General features: G+C 69.3%; 17 protein-coding genes. 12 read left to right on the top strand and 5 right to left on the bottom strand.

The features are described from left to right. Window position 1 precedes the first annotated feature (1 nt). The 6 genes from ABZ319_RS32500 to ABZ319_RS32475 all read left to right on the top strand — a co-directional run bounded on the left by ABZ319_RS32500 (window position 2) and on the right by ABZ319_RS32475 (window position 6,679). Window positions 2-865 carry a MaoC/PaaZ C-terminal domain-containing protein gene (locus tag ABZ319_RS32500; RefSeq protein WP_354990363.1) on the top strand — a complete coding sequence of 288 codons (864 nt, stop codon included), beginning with the start codon at window positions 2-4 and terminating at the stop codon, window positions 863-865. Between the two features lie 65 nt (window positions 866-930). Next, window positions 931-1,809, top strand: a complete 879-nt coding sequence (locus ABZ319_RS32495) for an SDR family oxidoreductase (protein WP_354990362.1) — start codon at window positions 931-933, stop codon at window positions 1,807-1,809. A 52-nt stretch (window positions 1,810-1,861) separates the two neighbouring features. Then, window positions 1,862-3,130, top strand: coding sequence for an acyl-CoA dehydrogenase family protein (locus ABZ319_RS32490; protein ID WP_354990361.1), 1,269 nt, complete (start codon window positions 1,862-1,864; stop codon window positions 3,128-3,130). A 90-nt stretch (window positions 3,131-3,220) separates the two neighbouring features. Continuing rightward, window positions 3,221-4,108, top strand: a complete 888-nt coding sequence (locus ABZ319_RS32485; protein WP_354990360.1) for an alpha/beta hydrolase — start codon at window positions 3,221-3,223, stop codon at window positions 4,106-4,108. Window positions 4,109-4,326: 218 nt separating this feature from the next. After that, complete coding sequence (locus tag ABZ319_RS32480) at window positions 4,327-5,118, top strand: PTS sugar transporter subunit IIA (RefSeq protein WP_354990359.1); 792 nt, start codon at window positions 4,327-4,329, stop codon at window positions 5,116-5,118. Window positions 5,119-5,134: 16 nt separating this feature from the next. Beyond that, a complete protein-coding gene (locus tag ABZ319_RS32475; RefSeq protein WP_354990358.1) occupies window positions 5,135-6,679 on the top strand; it encodes a PTS ascorbate transporter subunit IIC in 1,545 nt (514 codons plus the stop codon). Window positions 6,680-6,683: 4 nt separating this feature from the next. Here ABZ319_RS32475 and ABZ319_RS32470 read toward each other — a convergent pair whose 3' ends face one another. Further along, the gene (locus ABZ319_RS32470) at window positions 6,684-7,499 is read right to left on the bottom strand and encodes an SAM-dependent methyltransferase (protein WP_354990357.1); all 816 of its coding nucleotides are present in this window, start codon (window positions 7,497-7,499) and stop codon (window positions 6,684-6,686) included. 95 nt (window positions 7,500-7,594) lie between these two features. Continuing rightward, on the bottom strand, window positions 7,595-8,455 hold the full coding sequence (locus ABZ319_RS32465) for an alpha/beta hydrolase (RefSeq protein WP_354990356.1): 861 nt from the start codon (window positions 8,453-8,455) through the stop codon (window positions 7,595-7,597). 63 nt (window positions 8,456-8,518) lie between these two features. Between ABZ319_RS32465 and ABZ319_RS32460 the strand changes: the two genes are divergently transcribed. Genes ABZ319_RS32460 through ABZ319_RS32450 form a run of 3 tightly spaced genes read left to right on the top strand, consistent with a single transcriptional unit; the run spans window position 8,519 to window position 10,268 of the window. After that, window positions 8,519-9,325 (top strand): exodeoxyribonuclease III, encoded by an 807-nt coding sequence (locus ABZ319_RS32460; RefSeq protein ID WP_354990355.1) that lies wholly within the window; start codon window positions 8,519-8,521, stop codon window positions 9,323-9,325. Next, entirely contained in the window at window positions 9,322-9,798 is a 477-nt protein-coding gene (locus ABZ319_RS32455) for a ribonuclease domain-containing protein (RefSeq protein ID WP_354990354.1), read from the top strand. The genes ABZ319_RS32460 and ABZ319_RS32455 overlap by 4 nt, the downstream gene beginning before the upstream one ends. Next, on the top strand, window positions 9,798-10,268 hold the full coding sequence (locus ABZ319_RS32450; protein ID WP_354990353.1) for a barstar family protein: 471 nt from the start codon (window positions 9,798-9,800) through the stop codon (window positions 10,266-10,268). The genes ABZ319_RS32455 and ABZ319_RS32450 overlap by 1 nt, the downstream gene beginning before the upstream one ends. A 187-nt stretch (window positions 10,269-10,455) precedes the next feature. On the opposite strand, the gene ABZ319_RS32445 is transcribed toward ABZ319_RS32450, so the two are convergent. Further along, a complete protein-coding gene (locus ABZ319_RS32445; protein WP_354990352.1) occupies window positions 10,456-11,097 on the bottom strand; it encodes a TetR family transcriptional regulator in 642 nt (213 codons plus the stop codon). Between the two features lie 116 nt (window positions 11,098-11,213). Between ABZ319_RS32445 and ABZ319_RS32440 the strand changes: the two genes are divergently transcribed. Beyond that, window positions 11,214-12,152: an oxygenase MpaB family protein gene (locus ABZ319_RS32440; protein ID WP_354990351.1), complete on the top strand. Its 939-nt coding sequence runs from the start codon at window positions 11,214-11,216 to the stop codon at window positions 12,150-12,152. Window positions 12,153-12,347: 195 nt separating this feature from the next. Continuing rightward, window positions 12,348-13,373, top strand: a complete 1,026-nt coding sequence (gene trpS / locus ABZ319_RS32435; protein ID WP_354990350.1) for a tryptophan--tRNA ligase — start codon at window positions 12,348-12,350, stop codon at window positions 13,371-13,373. Between the two features lie 79 nt (window positions 13,374-13,452). Here the strand turns inward: trpS and ABZ319_RS32430 are convergent, their stop codons facing one another. Beyond that, window positions 13,453-14,460, bottom strand: coding sequence for a glycerophosphodiester phosphodiesterase family protein (locus ABZ319_RS32430; protein WP_354990349.1), 1,008 nt, complete (start codon window positions 14,458-14,460; stop codon window positions 13,453-13,455). 296 nt (window positions 14,461-14,756) lie between these two features. On the opposite strand from ABZ319_RS32430, the gene yhjD reads away from it, so the two are divergent. Next, entirely contained in the window at window positions 14,757-15,776 is a 1,020-nt protein-coding gene (gene yhjD, locus ABZ319_RS32425) for an inner membrane protein YhjD (RefSeq protein WP_354990348.1), read from the top strand. Here yhjD and ABZ319_RS32420 read toward each other — a convergent pair. Next, a complete protein-coding gene (locus ABZ319_RS32420; protein ID WP_354990347.1) occupies window positions 15,773-17,113 on the bottom strand; it encodes a D-alanyl-D-alanine carboxypeptidase family protein in 1,341 nt (446 codons plus the stop codon). The genes yhjD and ABZ319_RS32420 overlap by 4 nt on opposite strands. Window positions 17,114-17,233: the final 120 nt, after the last annotated feature.

Raw genomic sequence — 17,233 nt, 5'->3', positions numbered from 1 at the left:
GATGTCGGGCACCCCTATCGAATTCGATGCCTCGGGCCTGAACACCTGGTCCGACGAAGAGCGTTTCGAGGTTACGGCGGAACGGCTGGCCGACTACGCCGCCGCCACCAATGATCCGATCGAGGCGCATCGCAAGGGCGAGATCGCCTCGCCCGTGTTCGCCATCGTGCCGGTGTTCGACGCCATGATGGTGCCGGTTCTCGACGTCGTGCCGATGGACATCTTCGGCCGGGTTGTCCACGGCGAGCAGGACTTTCACTTCCACTGCCCGATCCGGCCCGGGGAGACGCTGGTCGCGCGCGCCAAGGCCATCGGCTTCGAGGGCAAGGACAACGGCTCGACCATCACGATCCTCATCGAAACCCGCGCCGAGGACGGGGAACTGGTCAACGAGCAGTACCTGACCGCGTTCTTCCGCGGCGTCAACGCCGGTCCGCGGGTCGGCGACGGCGCGCCCACGCACCGTTTCGACGCCGCGCTGGCCGAGCAGCCGCCGGTGGCGGAAGCGGCCGCGCACGTGGATCTCGACCAGACGTACCGGTATTCGCCGGCGTCCGGTGATCCGGTGCCGCTGCACCTGGACGACGAGGTGGCCAAGGAGGCCGGGTTGCCCGGCATCATCGCGCACGGGCTGTGCACGATGGCCATGTCGTCCTGGGGCGTGCTCAACGAGGTCGCGGGTTCGGATGTGGCGCGCCTGAAGCGATTCGCCGTCCGGTTCTCGAAGATGGTGTTCCCCGGCGACGATCTGCGGACCCAGCTCTGGAAGCTCGACTCCGCCGACGGGGTCACCACCTATGCCTTCCGCACGCTGCGCGGGGACGACGTCGTGTTGAGCGACGGCCGCGCCGAGATCGCGGATTGACACCTTCGAACGGCGTCGGCGGGGTGACGCCGTTCGCGAAAAAACTTGCTGGACAGGAGAATTTCATGGGATTGCTCGAAGGACGGGTAGCCGTCATCACCGGTGCGGGCCGCGGTATCGGCCGTGAGCACGCGCTGCTGTTCGCACGCGAGGGCGCCTCGATCGTGGTGAACGATCTGGGCGGCAGCAACTCCGGCGAGGGTGTCGACGTCGGGCCCGCGCAGGAGGTCGCGAACGAGATCGTGGCCGCAGGGGGGCGCGCGATCGCGAACACCGACAACATCGCCGATTGGGCGGGCGCGAAAAACCTCATCGATCAAGCGGTTTCGGAGTTCGGCCGGCTCGACGCGGTGGTGAACAACGCCGGCATCCTGCGCGACGCGTTCATCGCGGGCATGGACGAGGCGCAGTGGGACGCGGTCGTCGCGGTGCACCTCAAGGGGCACGCCGCGGTGCTGCGCCACGCCGCCGGGTACTGGAAGGACCAGTCCAAGGCGGGTAACCAGCCCAACGCCGCGGTCATCAACACCGCCTCCGCCTCGGGTGTGACCGTGCCGAATGCCGGACAGGGCAACTACGGTGCGGCCAAGGCAGCCATCGCCGCGCTCACCCTGGTCGCCGCCGACGAACTCGCCCGCTACGGCGTGCGCGTCAACGCCATCGCGCCCATCGCGCGCACCCGCCTGACCCTGGCGACCCCGGGCATGGGCGAGATGATGGCCGCCGAGGCCGCGGACCTGGAGGAGGGCGCCTTCGACGCTTTCAGCCCGGCCAACATCTCACCGCTGGTCGCCTACCTGGCCACCGAGAAGTGCCCGATCACCGGCAAGGTGTTCGCGGTGCAGGGTGGGGCCATCTCCGAGCTCGCGGGCTGGCACGACGTGAAGACCATCGAGACCGACGGTCCGTGGCTGATCGACGACATCGCCGCCCGACTGCCCTGATTCGCACCGATCCGATCGCACCCCCGACAGCGAAACCGTCTGGAGAACAACGATGTTCGAATGGTCCGAAACCGACGAGATGATCCGCGACGCGGTACGCGGCTTCATCGACAAGGAGATCCGCCCGCAGCTGGCGGGCCTCGACAGCGGTGAGATCTCGCCGTATCCGATTATTCGAAAGTTGTTCGGCGACTTCGGTATCGATGCGCTGGGCGGCGACGCGATCGAGAAGCTGCTGGCCCGCCAGCGCAAGCGGGAAGCGGCCCTGGCCGCGGGCGAGCCGCTGCCCGAACGCAAGGACGGCAAATCCGGTGGCGACGGCGGCCCGTTCGCCGGTCAGGAATCGATGATGGCGGTGCTCATCAGCGAACTCTCCGGGGTGTGCATGGGTCTGGTGACCGCGATGGGCGTGAGCATCGGGCTCGGGGCGACCACCATCCTCTCGCGCGGCACGCTCGCCCAGAAGGAGCGCTGGCTCGCCGACATCGTGACCATGAAAAAGGTTGCGGCGTGGGCGATCACCGAACCGGACTCCGGCTCGGACGCCTTCGGCGGGATGAAGACCTATGTGCGCCGCGACGGTGAGGACTACATCCTCAACGGGCAGAAGACCTTCATCACCAACGGGCCGTTCGCGGATGTGGTCATCGTCTACGCCAAGCTCGACGAGGGTGACGGCACGGACAAGCGCGATCGCAAGGTGCTGACCTTCGTGCTCGACAAGGGCATGGAGGGCTTCACCCAGGGCAAGCCGTTCCAGAAGATGGGCCTGCACGCCTCGCCCACCGGCGAGCTGTTCTTCGACAACGTGCGCCTGTCCAAGGACCGGCTGCTCGGGGAGACCGAGGAACACAAGGGCGGGGACGGCCGCGAGAGCGCGCGGTCGAGTTTCACCGCCGAGCGCATCGGCGTCGCGTTCATGGCGCTGGGCATCGTGAACGAATGTCACCGGCTCTCGGTGGAATACGCCAGGACCCGCACGCTGTGGGGGCAGGAGATCGGGCGTTTCCAGCTGGTGCAGTTGAAGCTGGCCAAGATGGAGGTCGCGCGCATCAACGTCGAGAACATGGTCTTCAACATTCTCGAACGCGGCCGCGCGGGTAAGCCGCCGTCACTGGCCGAGGCGTCGGCCATGAAGCTGTACAGCTCGGAGATCGCCACCGAGGTCGCCATGGAGGCGGTGCAGCTGTTCGGCGGCAACGGCTACATGGCGGAGTACCACGTCGAACAGCTGGCCCGCGATGCCAAGTCGCTCATGATCTACGCGGGCAGCAACGAGATCCAGGTGACGCACGTCGCCAAGGGGCTGCTCGGGAAGTGAGCCGATACCGGGTCGCGCGAGGTGCTCGCCGGCGCGACCCGGTTGCCGGAATGACAGCACAGCAATGGATTTCGTGAAGAGAGGGTGACAATGACGTCACCGTGGGCCGCCCTCGGCGGCGAGATCACCGAACGATCGCAGTGGTACGGGGAGTTCCGGACGCGAGTGCTGGAGGTGCCGGGCGAAGGTCCGCGCTTCGTGCTGCTGCACGGCTTCGCCGATTCCGCCGACACCTGGCGGGGCGTGCTCTCGGGATTGCACGCGCGCGGGCGGGCCGCGACGGCGGTGGACATGGCGGGATTCGGCGTGACCGAGCCCTTCGCGCCGGGACCGCTGCTGCCCCAGCTCGACTCCTTCGCCGACGCGCTGCTGGCGTCGACCGGACCCGTGGTGCTGGTGGGCAATTCACTCGGGGTGGCGATCTCGCTGCGGGCCGCGCAGCGCAATCCGGCGCTGGTGCTGGGGGTTTGCGCGCTGGACGAGCCGCTGCTCTCCGATGATTGGCTGGCCCGGTTCGCGCGCGGCCGGGTCGCGCCCGCCGCCGCGCGGGTGCTGCGCCGGACGCGGATGCCCGCTCCGCTGCTGCGCGGCGGCATCTCGGTGTTCGCGCGCATGGCGCTGTGGGGCGACCCGCGCGCGGCCGACCGGGCGCTGATCGCCCTGTGGCGCGACAAGTACGGCAGCTCGGCGCAGGTGGCCTGGCTGGCCGAGAACGCGATTCGGTTCGCGCAGGAATCGGTGGGCGGCTATTCGGGTGATTCGGTGCCGTGCCCGGTCCGCATCGTGCACGGCCGCCGGGACCGCATCATCCCGGTGCGGGCCGGTGCGGCGTTGCATCGGTTGCTGCCGGGCAGCGAGTTCATCGTGCTCCCGCGTGCGGGGCACTGCCCGCAGCTGGACGATCCGGCCGGAATCGCCGATCTGCTGGCCGATTTCGCGGATCGACGGCTCGGTGACGCGAGCCGCGACGTGGGGTGATGCGCCGGCGATGACGGGGCGGTCCGGTCTGCCCGGCGTTCGATGCCCGAGTGCCGCACCGCGTGGCGGCGCCTCGTGAGCGTCGACGGTGAGCCGGCCTCGGACGGTCGTCGGTCGGCAGGGGCGGTGGGGCGTCGCGGACGGCCGATGCGAACCGGCGGCGGACACGTGCGGTTGCCCTCCGATAGCTGGAAAGGAATCTCTGCGACTATTCGGGCATGACATCGCTGTCGGACCTGCTGCCCGAGGACGCGATCCAGCTGGATGTACCGGTGACCGACTGGCGCGCGGCGATTCGCGCTGCCGGCAGCCTGCTGACCGCCACCGGCGTGGCCGCGGACGAGTACACCGCCGAGATGATCGGCAATGTGGAGGAGAACGGGCCGTACATCGTCATCGCGCCCGGGTTCGCCTTCGCGCACGCCCGGCCCTCGCCCGCGGTGCTGCGCACGGGGATGTCGTGGGTGCGATTGCGTGAAGCGGTGGAGTTCGGCAGCCCCAACGACCCGGTGGATCTGGTGGTCGCGCTGGCCGCCACCGACGCCGAGGTGCACACCGACGCCATGGCCGCGCTCGCCCGGCTGCTGCTCGAGCCCGGGGCGGACCAGCGGCTGCGGGCGGTGGTGACGCCGCGGGAACTGCGCGCGCTGATCACCGGAGAGGACGCGGCCGGGTCCGAGAAGCTGGTTCCGGCAACGGATTCGGGGGAGCAGCGACCGTCCGGGCCGATCAAGATCCTCACCGTGTGCGGTAACGGCGTCGGCACCAGCCTGTTTCTCAAGAGCACCCTCGAGAAGGTGCTCAATCGCTGGAAGTGGTCGTCGTACGTGGATGTCGAAGCGACCGACACCATTTCGGCCAGGGGCAAGGCGGGCGAGGCGGTGGCGGTACTGACCTCCGGGGAGATCGCCAAAACCCTGGGCGACGTGGGGATTCCGGTGCAGGTGGTGGAGAACTTCACCAGCACGGCCGAAGTGGAGCGCAAACTCCGCGACCTCTTCGACGTGTAGGAAGGCGAGTGATCGCATGAACGCCCTGCTGGCCGTGGCCCAGTTCATCGTCAACGAAATCCTCAGTCAGCCCGCGTATCTCATCGGCATCATCACCGCGGTCGGCCTGATAGCGCTGCGCAAATCCGCCGGGCAGGTGGTCGGCGGCGCCATCAAGGCCACCCTGGGCTTCCTGCTCATCGGGGCCGGCGCGGGGCTGGTGGTGCTGTCGCTGAAACCGCTCGGGATCATGATCCAGGGCGCGCTCGGCGCACACGGGGTCATTCCCACCAACGAGGCGATCGTGGCCATCGCGCAGGCCGAATACGGCGCGCAGGTCACCTGGCTCATGATCCTGGGCTTCGCGATCAGCCTGGTGCTGGCCCGCTTCACCCCGCTGAGCTACGTCTTCCTCACCGGTCACCACATGCTCTTCATGGCCACCCTGCTGACCATGGTGCTGGCGGTCGCCGGGTTCTCCACCCCGGTGGTGGTGCTCACCGGCGGCATCCTGCTCGGCATCGTCATGGTGGCGCTGCCCGCGCTGGCCCAGCCCTGGACGCGGCGCGTCACCGGCGGCGACGACGTGGCCATCGGGCATTTCGGCACGGCGGGCTACGTCGCGGCCGGCGCCACCGGGCAGCTGGTCGGCAGGCGCAGTCGCAGCACCGAGGAGATGAATCTGCCCGAGGGCCTGCGCTTCCTGCGCGATTCGATGGTGGCCACCGCGCTGTCCATGGTGCTGCTCTACCTCGTGCTGGCGGTGATCTTCCTGGTGCGGGTCGGGCCGGACGAGGCGTACCGGGCGTTCCCGGACGGGGCGGCGAACATCGGGAACTACCTGATGAAGTCGGTGAGTCAGGGACTGCAGTTCGGCATCGCGGTGGCGGTCATCCTGTTCGGGGTGCGCACGATCCTGGGCGAGCTGGTGCCCGCCTTCCAGGGCATCGCGGCGCACGTGGTGCCGGGCGCGGTGCCCGCGCTGGACGCGCCCATCGTGTTCCCGTACGCGCAGAACGCGGTGCTGCTCGGCTTCATCTCCAGCTTCGTCGGCGGCCTGGTCAGCCTGGGACTGCTGACCTGGATCTTCAATCCGCTGTTCGGATTGACCCTGGTGCTGCCCGGGCTGGTGCCGCACTTCTTCACCGGCGGCGCGGCGGGCGTCTACGGCAACGCCACCGGCGGGCGGCGCGGCGCGATCGCGGGCGCGTTCGTCAACGGGGTGCTCATCACGTTCCTGCCCGCGCTGCTGCTGCAGGTGCTCGGGCCGTTCGGCGAGGAGAACACCACCTTCGGCGACGCCGACTACGGCTGGTTCGGCACGGCGATCGGGGCCGCGGCGGAACTCGGCGGCTGGGGCGCGGTGGTCGCGGCGCTGGCGATCGGCGCGGTGATCCTGCTCGCCGCGATCGCGGTGCAGGTGAAAGTGGTTGCGGCGGGATGGGATCCGGGTGCGGCGCGGGACGCCGAACTCGGGGAGTCCACGCTCCCGGCGTCGGTTGCCGAACCGGCGGCGGGAGCGCGGCGGTACGCGAAGATACCGCCGCCCCGGGGTGCTCCCGTCCCGCCGCCGCCGGAGTAGCCCGCTAGGGCTTGCGCGCGAGCGCCGCCCCGATGAGTTCCTCCCACACCGTCAATTCCTGGACGTTGGAGCCGATTCGGGTCACGTCGCTCTGCGACTCCTGATGCCACAGCGCCGCCGGGACAACGCCCGGGGCCACGAGATCGAGATCGCCGAACAGGCCCGCGATCTCCTCGTCGGTGCGCCAGCGGCCGCGGCCGAAGGTGGCCTGCAGCTTGTCCTCGGCGGCCTTGGTCTCGGGATTGCGGCCGGTGCGGAAGTGCGAGATGTAGAACGGGCTGCCGGGCTGCGCGAGATCGGCCCAGTAGCGCACCAGATCGGCGGGCTTCTCGTCATCGTTCAGGTGATGCAGGATGGCGCTGAAGATGACCCCGACCGGGCGGCTGAAATCGATGAGCCGCTCGACTTCCGCGTTGTGGTGGATGCTTTCGGGCTCCACCAGGTCGGCCTGGATGACCGCGGTGGTGTCCAGCGTGGCCAGCAGGGCCCGGCCGTGCGCGAGCACGATCGGATCGTTGTCGACATACACCACGCGCGCTTCCGGGTTCACCCGCTGCGCGACCTGGTGCACGTTGTCCGCGGTGGGCAGCCCGCTGCCCATGTCCAGGAACTGGTCGATTCCGCTGCGGGCCATCTCGTCCACCGCGCGCACCAGGGCCTGGCGGTTGGAGTAGACGATCGACACGGACCCGGGCAGGTCCTTGAAGAAGAAATCGCCGACCTCGCGGTCGACCGCGTAATTGTCCTTGCCGCCCAGCATGTAGTCGTAGACGCGCGCGACACTCGGCTGCGTCTGATCGACCTTCGGTTGAATGCTCATCTGAAAATCACCCCTGTCCGACCCGGACCTACTCTGGCTATCTGTGCCCGTTCGATCCTAGGAGCGAACGGGATCCGGTGGGGCGCTTGGGGAATTCAGACGGCGCGCAAACGGGTGCGACTCGCGTAGACGTGCTCGGCGATCAGGGTGGCAATACGATCGGGGGCCTCGAGCATGGGGACGTGGCCGACGTCGTGGATCAGGATGCGATCCGCGGATTCGGGCAGCTCCTGCAGGAAACGGCGAGCATAGGTCTGGTACGGAATGATCCGGTCGTTCTCACACATGAGCAGGCGCACAGGCGTTTTCAGATCCGACATGTCCTCGAGATCGGGCGCCCGCAGCGCGCCGGCGATCATCGGGAGCATGGCGCGGCAGTTCATGGCCGAGCTGATGGCCGCCTCGACCGCGCGGCGCGGGGCCGCGGCGCCGTTCTTGCTCAGCAGCAGGGCCACCGCCGAGCGCACCGGGGCGCTGAAGGCGATGGCGTTCGGCAGGCGTCTACCCACCTCGACCACCGGCACCAGCGACAGGAACTTCAGGCCGACCCGCACCTGCAGCGCGGACGGGGTTTGCCAGCCACCGGCCGGGGCGATAGCGGTGAGCGTGCGGGCCCGGCCGCGGCGCGCCAGTTCGAAACCGACCCAGCCGCCGAGCGAATTGCCCGCGATATGGCAGGTGCGCCAGCCCATCTCGTCCAATTGGTCTTCTACCCGGTCGGCAAGGGCGCTGACATCGAGGTACCAGCCCTCGAAATCCGGGCCGCCCCAGTGGCCGGTGAAGGCGGGAGCGAACACCTCGCAATGGCCGGCCATGCGCTCGGCGACACCCTCCCAGCAGTGCGGGGACATCATGAAGCCGTGCAACAGGAGCAGTGGATCACCGGAACCGGTGTGCAGTGCGCGCATGGGGGCGAGCGGGGTGGCGGGCTTGGCGGTGCCTGACGTCATCGTCATCACCCCTTCCTGGACCTCGATGTCCACGGAGAAGGTTGGATAGCGGCATTGTACGGTCGTAGGGTGCCCAAAATCCTCAGCACGGTAAACGTCAATGGAGTTCGCGCGGCGGCCCCCAAGGGTCTGCTCGCCTGGCTGGCTGTCACCGAGGCCGATATCGTCTGCCTACAGGAGACCCGGGCGACCGAGGAGCAAACGCGTAGCGTGCTGGCTCCCGCGCTCGATGCCGGGTGGTATCTGAGCCACGCCGAACCGGGGATCAAGGGGCGCGCGGGGGTGGGGATCCTGTCCCGCAGGCAACCCGACGCGGTGCGGATCGGGCCCGGGGTCATGGTGGACGGAAACTGGGTTCCCGGAACCGAATTCGCGAGCATCGGGCGCTACATCGAGGCCGATTTCGACGAGCTGACCGTGGCGAGCGTCTACGTGCACACCGGCGAGGCCGACACCCCGATGCAGGACGAGAAGTACCGGTTCCTCGACGAGATCGGTGCCCGGATGACCGGGATCGACCGCGATTTCGTGATCATGGGCGACTGGAACGTGGCGCACACCGAGCTCGACATCAAGAACTGGAAGGGCAACGTCAAGAACTCGGGCTTCCTCCCGCAGGAGCGGGCGTGGGTGTCCGCGATGCTCGCGGCCGGGTACGTGGACGTGGTCCGTGAGCTGCACCCGGGCGTGCCGGGCCCGTACAGCTGGCACTCCTACCGCGGTCGCGCCTACGACAACGACGCGGGCTGGCGGATCGACTACCAGCTCGCGCGCGGCGATATCGCCGGGCGCGCGAAGCAGGCCGTGGTGGAGAAGGCCGCCACCTACGCGGAGCGCTGGTCCGACCACGCGCCCGTGACGGTCCAGTACCGGTGACGATCTCGCCGCGGGTGCGCGCGTGGCTGCTGCTGGGCGGCGCGATCCTCATGGTCGTGGTCGCCGTGTTGCTCGGGCGCGGGGGACAGGACTCGCCCGCGAGCCAGGACGCGCGGCCCGCGGCGACGTCCACGGCCGCGCCGAAACCGTCGAACCCGGGCGGGGTCGCGAAGCCGAGCGTCTCCGCGCCCGCCAAGGTCGCGGGCGTCCCGGACCGGGCCTATCAGACCCTGATCGAGATCGACGCCGGCCGCTGGCCGGACTCGGCGAACTCGCCCGGAACCCGCGGCGGAGAGCAGTATTTCAATCGCAACCGCGCGCTGCCCACCGGCAATAACATCACCTACCGCGAGTGGGACGTGAATCCCAAACGCCGCGGCCAGGATCGGGGCGCCGAGCGCATCGTCACCGGCAGCGACGGCTCCGCCTGGTACACCGCCGACCACTACGACACCTTCACGAGGATGCGCTGATGGCCACCCCGATCTCGTTGTCGCAGTTCCTGTCCCGGCCCGCGGACCCGGTCCTGGGCGCGCTGCGCGTCAAGGCGCCGGACTTCAGCGGCCTGCGCTACCGCCTGCCGCGCACCTACGCCTCCCGCGAGCTCCGCGCCGGCAAGATGCGCACCGTCGCAGGCGTTTTCGACGAGTTCGCCGCGGCCCTGCAGTTCCCCTACTACTTCGGCGAGAACAAGGACGCGTTCGACGAATGCCTCCGCGACCTCGCCGAATCCTTGGGTGAGGCCGAAGGCTACGTCCTCTTGATCCGCGACGCCGCCGACCTGCTCGCCGATCAACCGGGCGAACTGGAGTGGTTCGCCTCCGCCATGACCGACTGCGCCACCTACTGGTCCGGGCTCAAAGTCCACTTTCGCGTGGTCCTGCAGGGCGAAGTCCCGGACCTGGGCGCCGCCGCCCTCGACTGGAACCACCGCGACCTGTAGGCCCGCACCCGCCGGGTCGCGGACGAACCGAACCACGCCGGCGATCCGAAAGCCCTCTCGGCGCGCAACAGCCTTCCCGGCCGAATCCGTCCGCCACCCGACGTTCGCGCCGAGCTCGCGATGCTCGGCGGAGGGTTCAGCAGGCGTGTTCTCGTGGCAGGTCGGAATCGCTTGTGCTCGAAGGGGTTCAGCTTTCGCGTAGGCGGCCGGCCAGGTCCTCGCCGAGCAGGACGAAGATGTCGGTGGTTTCGGTGATCAGCTCGTCGCGGGTCATGGGGAGGTCGCCCTGGAGCCAGGCCGTCAGGGTCTGGATCAGGCCGCCCACCAGGTAGGTCGCGCGGAATGTGATCGTCGGGTCGGGGCCGGGGGTCGTCAGGGCGTAGAAGTCGGCGCCCTCGGCGGCGACGATGTTCGCGAAGGCCCGGACGGTGTGGACCGTGCGGGTGCGGAGTTCGGGGGTGGCCGAGCTGACCAGCAGGGCCACCCGGGCTTTGCGGGGGTCGTCGGTCAGGACGTGGACGCCGGCGGTGATGGCGGCGTGGGCCTTGGCGCGGGAATCGTCGGGGGCGGTGTGCAGGGCCAGGATAAGGGTGCCCGCCAGTTCCTCGGCGATGGTGTCGAACAGGGCCGACAGGACAGCGTCTCGGCCGTCGAAATTCTCGTAGTAGTAGCGCTCATTCAGGTTCGCGCCCGCGCACAGGGCCGCGACGGTGAGTTTGTCGATCCCCTGCGTGCCGAGGATATCCAGGGCCGCGTCGAGCAGGGCGGCGCGGCGCTGGCTGCGGCGCTCGGCCGCGGAGATGCCGCCGTACGTGCGTTGCCCGGTCACGGGTCGATTCTGGCACGGACGCAGTTCTGGTGGTAGCTCTTGCCAGATTGGCGAATCCGGGGGACTCTGTTTCCAGATGTGGTGGTTCGCATCACACCTTGCTCCAGGAGGCAACGATGCCTGCACGGTCGGATTCCGGATATTTCTCCGATGACTCGATGATTCGGCGCGTGATGCGCAAACGCGCGGTGGGGCTCACCTACGGGCAGCGGGCGCTGGTGATCGGGGCCGTGCACCCGCTGCTCTACGTCGGAACCGCCGAGAACACCCAGCACCGGACCACCCCGTACACCCGGCTCGCGCTGACCGGACGGCTCTTCGAAGCCGTCTCGCTGGGCACGAAGGAGGAGGCCGACCGGGCGCGCTCGTTCACGCACAAGCGCCACGCCAAGGTCCAGGGCGGACTGCCCGAGGACGCGGGCAGCCACCATCCCGCCGGCACGCGGTACTCCGCGCACGATCCCCGGCTCATGTTCATGACCATGGCCTTCACCTTCGACTCCGCCGAGGTCATGCACGACCTGCTCGTCCGCAAACTCACCGCCACCGAACGCGAAGGGCTGTACCGGGATTACGTGCGCTGGGGCGAGCTGTTCGGGATGCCGCGCGAGGCCGCGCCCGCGAGCTACCCCGAGTTCCGCCGGGTCTTCGACGGCTACCTGGCCTCGGACGAGGTCTTCCTCACCGACGAGGCCAAGGTCGTCGGCGGATACCTGATGGGCCAGCAGGTGCCCTACCCGATGCCGGTCCCCGTGCAGCAGGCCCTGGGCGGATTCAACCTGCTCGTGCAGGGCAGCCTGCCCCCGCGCATCCGGGAGATGTACGGCCTGACCTGGGGTATCCGCGAGGAGATCGCCTGCCGCGGCCTGGCGCAGGCGGTCCGCACCGCCCACCTGTCCCCGCCGCTGGCCCCCAAACTGCTGCGCGGCACCCTGACCGGCCCCAGCTACCCGCTGTACCGCCTGGCCACCCGCCGCGAAAAGAAGCTGGTGAACTCCGGGCGGCCGAGCATGCCGGGGGTTGACCCGCAGCCGCTGCACGCGCGAGTCGGCTGAGCGGCGCCGGGCTCGAGTCTGTTGTACGCCTGACGTGGGTAACCCCCATGTCGTGGTTCGCGGCCCGCCCGGTTCCGGACCGAGTGGCGTGGGGGAGCGGAGGGCGGGAAGAACCGGGTTACGAGGGCCGCGAACAGCCGGAGCGCAGCGGAGGCAGATCAAATACCGCTGGACCGGCATGGAAAGATCGGAACCATGTCGAGTCCTGCACCCTCCGCCGAACGCAAGCAGCGGGTCCTCTCCGGGATCCAGCCGACCAGCGATTCGTTCCACTTCGGGAACTACCTTGGCGCGGTGCAGTACTGGGTCCGTCTGCAGGACGACTACGACGCCTTCTACTTCATCCCCGACCTGCACGCCATCACCGTGCCGCAGGATCCCAAGGAACTGCGCAAGCGGACCAAGGTCTCGGCCGCGCAGCTGCTGGCCCTGGGCGTCGATCCCAAGAAGTCGACGCTGTTCGTGCAGAGCCAGGTGCCCGAGCACGCCGAGCTGGCGTGGGTGCTGAACTGCCTCACCGGTTTCGGTGAGGCCAGCCGCATGACCCAGTTCAAGGACAAGTCGGTCAAGCAGGGTGCGGAGAACGCCACCGTTGGCCTGTTCACCTATCCGGTGCTCATGGCCGCGGACATCCTGCTGTATCGCCCGCAGCTGGTGCCGGTCGGCGAGGATCAGCGCCAGCACCTGGAGCTGACCCGAAATCTGGCGCAGCGCTTCAACACTCGCTACAAGAAGACCTTCGTGGTGCCCGAGCCGCACATCGTCACCGGCACCGCCAAGATCTACGACCTGCAGGATCCGACCGCCAAGATGAGCAAGTCCGCCTCCTCGGACGCGGGCCTGCTCAATCTGCTCGACGATCCCAAGGTCTCGGCCAAGAAGATCCGCTCGGCCGTCACCGACACCGAGCGCGAGATCCGGTACGACCCGGAGACCAAGGCCGGGGTCAGCAACCTGCTGGTCATCCTGAGCTCGCTCACCGAAACCCCGATCGTCACCCTGGAACAGGATTTCGCGGGCAAGGGCTACGGCGACCTCAAGGCCGCCACCGCCGACGCCCTGGTCGAGTTCGTGACCCCGTTGCAGGCCAGGGTGAACGAGTTCATGTCCGACCAGACCGAGCTGGACCGCATCCTCGCCGCCGGTGCGGACCGGGCCCGCGAGGTCGCGAGCAAGACCCTGGCCCAGGTGTACGACCGGATCGGACTGCTGGCCCGCTGATCGGCGCCGACTACCCGGACGCCCGCGGCGAAGGCCGCGGGCGTTCGTCGTTCCGGAGTGGCCGAGGCGGCGGCTCGAGTCAGCGCGCCGGGTAGCTCTGCGGCAGCGGCATGCCGCGGTCGCCGAGCACCTCGCGCAGGCGATCCGGGTAGTCGGTGATGATCCCGTCCACGCCCGTGTCCAGCAGCGAGCGCATCGCACCGGGCTCGTTGACGGTCCACGGCACGACCAGGATCCCCGCGGCGTGCGCCTCGGCGACCGAATCACGGGTCACCAGGGGCAGACTCGCCGAACCGCTGGGCGGCAGCGCGTACAGCGGAGAGAGCGCGGTCGCCCCGAAGGATTTCGCGGTGCGGGCCAGGCTGCCGCCGAATCGCGCGGTGTCGAGGCCGCCGAGCCACGGCGAGAAGGGATACACCTTCGTGGGCTCGGTGAGCGCGTAGAGCCGCAGGCCGGGATCGGCCGCGTGCACCTGGATCAGCGTGCCCCAGTCGAAGCTCTGGATCGCGGCGCGCTCCCGCATGCCCGCGCGGTCGATCTCGGCGACGGCGCGCCGGACGAACGCCTCGCGCGGCGCGGTCTCGCGGGCCGCCGGATCGTTCTTCAACTCGATGCTGAACCGCACGGTGTCCGCCCCGCGGTCGCGGGCGAGGGTGAAAACCTCGTTCAGGGTGGGCATCCGCGCGCCGGGCGCGGTGCGCTGACCCGGGTAATCCGCCTGGGCCTTCGACCCGCAATCGAGGGTGCGGACCTGGTCGAAGCTCAGGTCCTTGACGAACTTGCCGACGTAGGGAAACTGCGGATCACCGGGCGTCACGGGTGACGTGTCGGCGCATTTGCCGCCGTCGACGGCGGCATCGTGCGTGATGACCTCGCGCCCGTCCGCGGTGATCCCGATATCCAGTTCGAGGGTGGATACCCCCAGTTCCAGGGCGTGCGCGAACGCGGGCAGCGTGTTCTCCACGACCAGTCCGCGCCCGCCGCGATGCGCCTGCAGGTCGAAGTCGCTCGCCGGCGCGGCGGCCGCGCCGGGCATGGCGAGCACGGCGCTCGCGGTCAGGGCCAAGGTCAGCAGTGCGGTTTTCACGCGGGCGGTCTCCCGGTCGTAGGTGCGGGCGGACCAAGGTCATCACGCTAACCCGCAGGACCCGAACCCGCCCCGGGAACCCGGACAATCCACGCGTCAGCGGAACGCGGGCGGCGATCGCGGTGTCGGCGATGCTGCCGGGCGCGATGGGTGTCACGGACCGCCGGGTGGGTATTGCCCGAGGGCGCCCGGGGCCGGGCACGCGTCACAATCGCCGCGCCGGAGCACCTGGCGGCGACCCGGCCGGGGGGATGGAAGAGTGATCGATCTGACCTGGCGTTCGGTGGAGGTGACCGGTGTTCGACAAGACGAGGGCGCGCATCGAGCGGGAGATCCGCCGGCGGCACTGGCTCGACCATCTGGTGCGGACGGCCGGGCGCTACCAACGCCAGCGCGGCGACTACTACGCCGCGGGCATCACCTACTTCACGGTGCTCTCGCTGTTCCCGTTGCTCATGGTGGGATTCGCCGTGGCCGGTTTCGTGCTGGCGCGAGATCCCGAGCTGCTCAACGACATTCAGGCCAAGATCGTCGAGAACATTCCCGGCGCGGCCGGTGATCAGATCAATGATCTGATCACCCAGGCGGTGGACTCCCGCGCGGGCGTCGGCATCATCGGCCTGCTCGCGGGCGCGTACGCGGGCCTCGGCTGGATCGCCAACCTGCGGGCCGCGCTCACCGAACAGTGGGAACAGCCCGCCCAGGACCGCAATTGGGCGCTGACCAAGCTCTCGGACCTGCTGGCCCTGGTGGGATTGTTTCTGGCCATCGGCATTTCGCTCGGCCTGTCGGTGCTGGCCTCCAGCGGCCTCATCCGCACCCTGCTGAAGAGGTTCGAGATCTCCGAGGCGCCGGGCGTCACCGTGTTGCTCACCGTGCTGTCGCTGGTGCTCGCGGTCCTCGCGAACTGGGCCGTGTTCGTATGGATCATCGCGCGCATGCCCCGGCATCCGGTCACCCTGCGCAGCGCCGCGCGCGCGGCCCTGATCGCGGCGGTGGTGTTCGAACTGCTCAAGCAGCTGTCGTCGCTCGTGCTGCGGTCGGTGGTCAACGGCCCGGCGGGGGTGACCTTCGGCCCGATCATCGGCCTCATGGTGTTCAGCTACTTCACCGCGCGGATCATCCTGTTCGCCACCGCGTGGGCGGCCACGGCGACCGAGAACGATCTGCCCGCGGACGTGCCGCCGCCCGCGCCGGCCGTCATCGAACCCCGGATGTCGGGCCCGGGGCTCACGGCCGGCGCGGGTGCGGCGCTGTTCGGCGCGGGCGCCGTTGCGGGAGCGCTGGTTTCGGTGCTGCGCCGCCCGCGCCGCTAGTAGCGGCGCTGCTGGATCTGGCGCGCACCTGCCAGCAGGAACAGCACCAGGACGATCCCGCCGACCATGAGGGTCACGCGCAGATCGTCGTGCCGCCCACCGGCGTCGTCGACATCGGCCGCGACGGGTTTGGGCGGTGTCGCCAGTGCCGCCGTCGACGTCGCGACCTTCGGTGTGTTCGCCTCGGGCAGCTCACCCACGCTCGCCCCGGACGGCAGCGCGAAACCGTAGTCCAGCAGCTTGGCGGCCTGCTCGAACGGACGGTACGGCCGCACATCGGCTTTGAGCAGGGTGACCACAAGCCGGCGGCCGTTGCGCTGGGCCGCGGCCACGAAGGTCTGGCGGGCGTCGTCGGTGAATCCGGTCTTGCCGCCGATCGCGCCGTCGTAGTTGAACAGCAGCAGATTGTCGTTGGCGATGGGATAGCCCGGATGCTCGGTGTCGGCCGGATTCTTCGGATCCGCGCCGTAGCCCGGGAATTGGACCTCCTCGGTGTGGATGAGTTCGGCGAACAGCGGAATGGACATGGCTTCGCGGAACACCACCGACAGGTCGTAGGCCGAGATGCTCATGCCCGGCCCGTCCAGACCCGAGGGCGTGGCCGCGCGAGTGTCCTTGGCCTGCAACCGCTGTGCCAGATCGTTCATCTTGGCCACCGCCGCGTCGTCCCCGCCGAGCTGCGCGGCGATGGCGTGCGCGGCGTCGTTGCCCGAGGCCATGATGAGCGCCTGGAACAGCTGCCGGTTGGTGTACCGCCCGCCGGGCCCGATGCCGACCCGGGTGCCGTCCACGTCGGCGTCCTCCTGGGTGCCGACCACCACCTTGTTCAGGTCCAGCGTGCGCAACGCGACCGCCGCCAGCAGCACCTTGATGGTGGAGGCGGGGCGGTAGCGCCCGTGCGGGTCCTTGGCGATCAGCACCTCGCCGGTGTCCAGGTCCGACACCTGGTACGCGGTGGCCGAAATCCCTTCCGGCGCCTGCGGCGCGCCCGCGGGGCGCACCACGCCGCACGAACCCAGGTTCTTGCCGCCGATCGGCGGGGACGGAATCGGCAGCGGTGCGGGCGATGTGCGGCCGGGTCGCGGGACCTCGGACAGATCGATGGGCGGCGGGGGAGTGGTCCGGTTCGGGCAGTCGTCGGTGTCGGGCGTGGTGAACGGTGTTGTGGTGGTGGGTGGTTGGGCTCTGGCCGCCGGTAGCGGCGTGTAGGCGACGGTGAGGGTGGCCGTGGTCAGCGCCACGGCGAGCAGGGCGGTGCCGCCGGAAGCGGAGCGATGCCGACGCGGTCGGCGGCGGGCCGGACTCTGGTCATGGCGCGAATGCCTGCGGATGCTCATCGCGGACGAGCTTAGAGCCGGGCGGTTCGTACGGTGCGTGCACCTCGGCGCGTCTCGCACGGCGGCTGCGGCCGTGGGCGTTCCAGGATGTGCTGCTGGTGCCCGGCGCGGCGGGTCCTT

Source organism: Nocardia sp. NPDC005978, from assembly GCF_040614455.1.
In the GTDB taxonomy this organism is placed as follows: Bacteria; Actinomycetota; Actinomycetes; order Mycobacteriales; family Mycobacteriaceae; genus Nocardia.
Note: the sequence above shows the minus strand (reverse complement) of the source record. Positions and strands in the feature narration are given on the sequence as shown.

Bases quoted from the DNA above. Each gene is read 5' to 3' on its own strand.
- trpS (WP_354990350.1), top strand. From the start codon at position 12,348: ATGTCGAGTCCTGCACCCTCCGCCGAACGCAAGCAGCGGGTCCTCTCC.
- ABZ319_RS32450 (WP_354990353.1), top strand. From the start codon at position 9,798: ATGGCCACCCCGATCTCGTTGTCGCAGTTCCTGTCCCGGCCCGCGGAC.
- ABZ319_RS32465 (WP_354990356.1), bottom strand. From the start codon at position 8,455: ATGACGATGACGTCAGGCACCGCCAAGCCCGCCACCCCGCTCGCCCCC.
- ABZ319_RS32420 (WP_354990347.1), bottom strand. From the start codon at position 17,113: ATGAGCATCCGCAGGCATTCGCGCCATGACCAGAGTCCGGCCCGCCGC.
- ABZ319_RS32485 (WP_354990360.1), top strand. From the start codon at position 3,221: ATGACGTCACCGTGGGCCGCCCTCGGCGGCGAGATCACCGAACGATCG.
- ABZ319_RS32470 (WP_354990357.1), bottom strand. From the start codon at position 7,499: ATGAGCATTCAACCGAAGGTCGATCAGACGCAGCCGAGTGTCGCGCGC.
- ABZ319_RS32440 (WP_354990351.1), top strand. From the start codon at position 11,214: ATGCCTGCACGGTCGGATTCCGGATATTTCTCCGATGACTCGATGATT.
- ABZ319_RS32475 (WP_354990358.1), top strand. From the start codon at position 5,135: ATGAACGCCCTGCTGGCCGTGGCCCAGTTCATCGTCAACGAAATCCTC.
- ABZ319_RS32500 (WP_354990363.1), top strand. From the start codon at position 2: ATGTCGGGCACCCCTATCGAATTCGATGCCTCGGGCCTGAACACCTGG.
- ABZ319_RS32480 (WP_354990359.1), top strand. From the start codon at position 4,327: ATGACATCGCTGTCGGACCTGCTGCCCGAGGACGCGATCCAGCTGGAT.
- ABZ319_RS32495 (WP_354990362.1), top strand. From the start codon at position 931: ATGGGATTGCTCGAAGGACGGGTAGCCGTCATCACCGGTGCGGGCCGC.
- ABZ319_RS32490 (WP_354990361.1), top strand. From the start codon at position 1,862: ATGTTCGAATGGTCCGAAACCGACGAGATGATCCGCGACGCGGTACGC.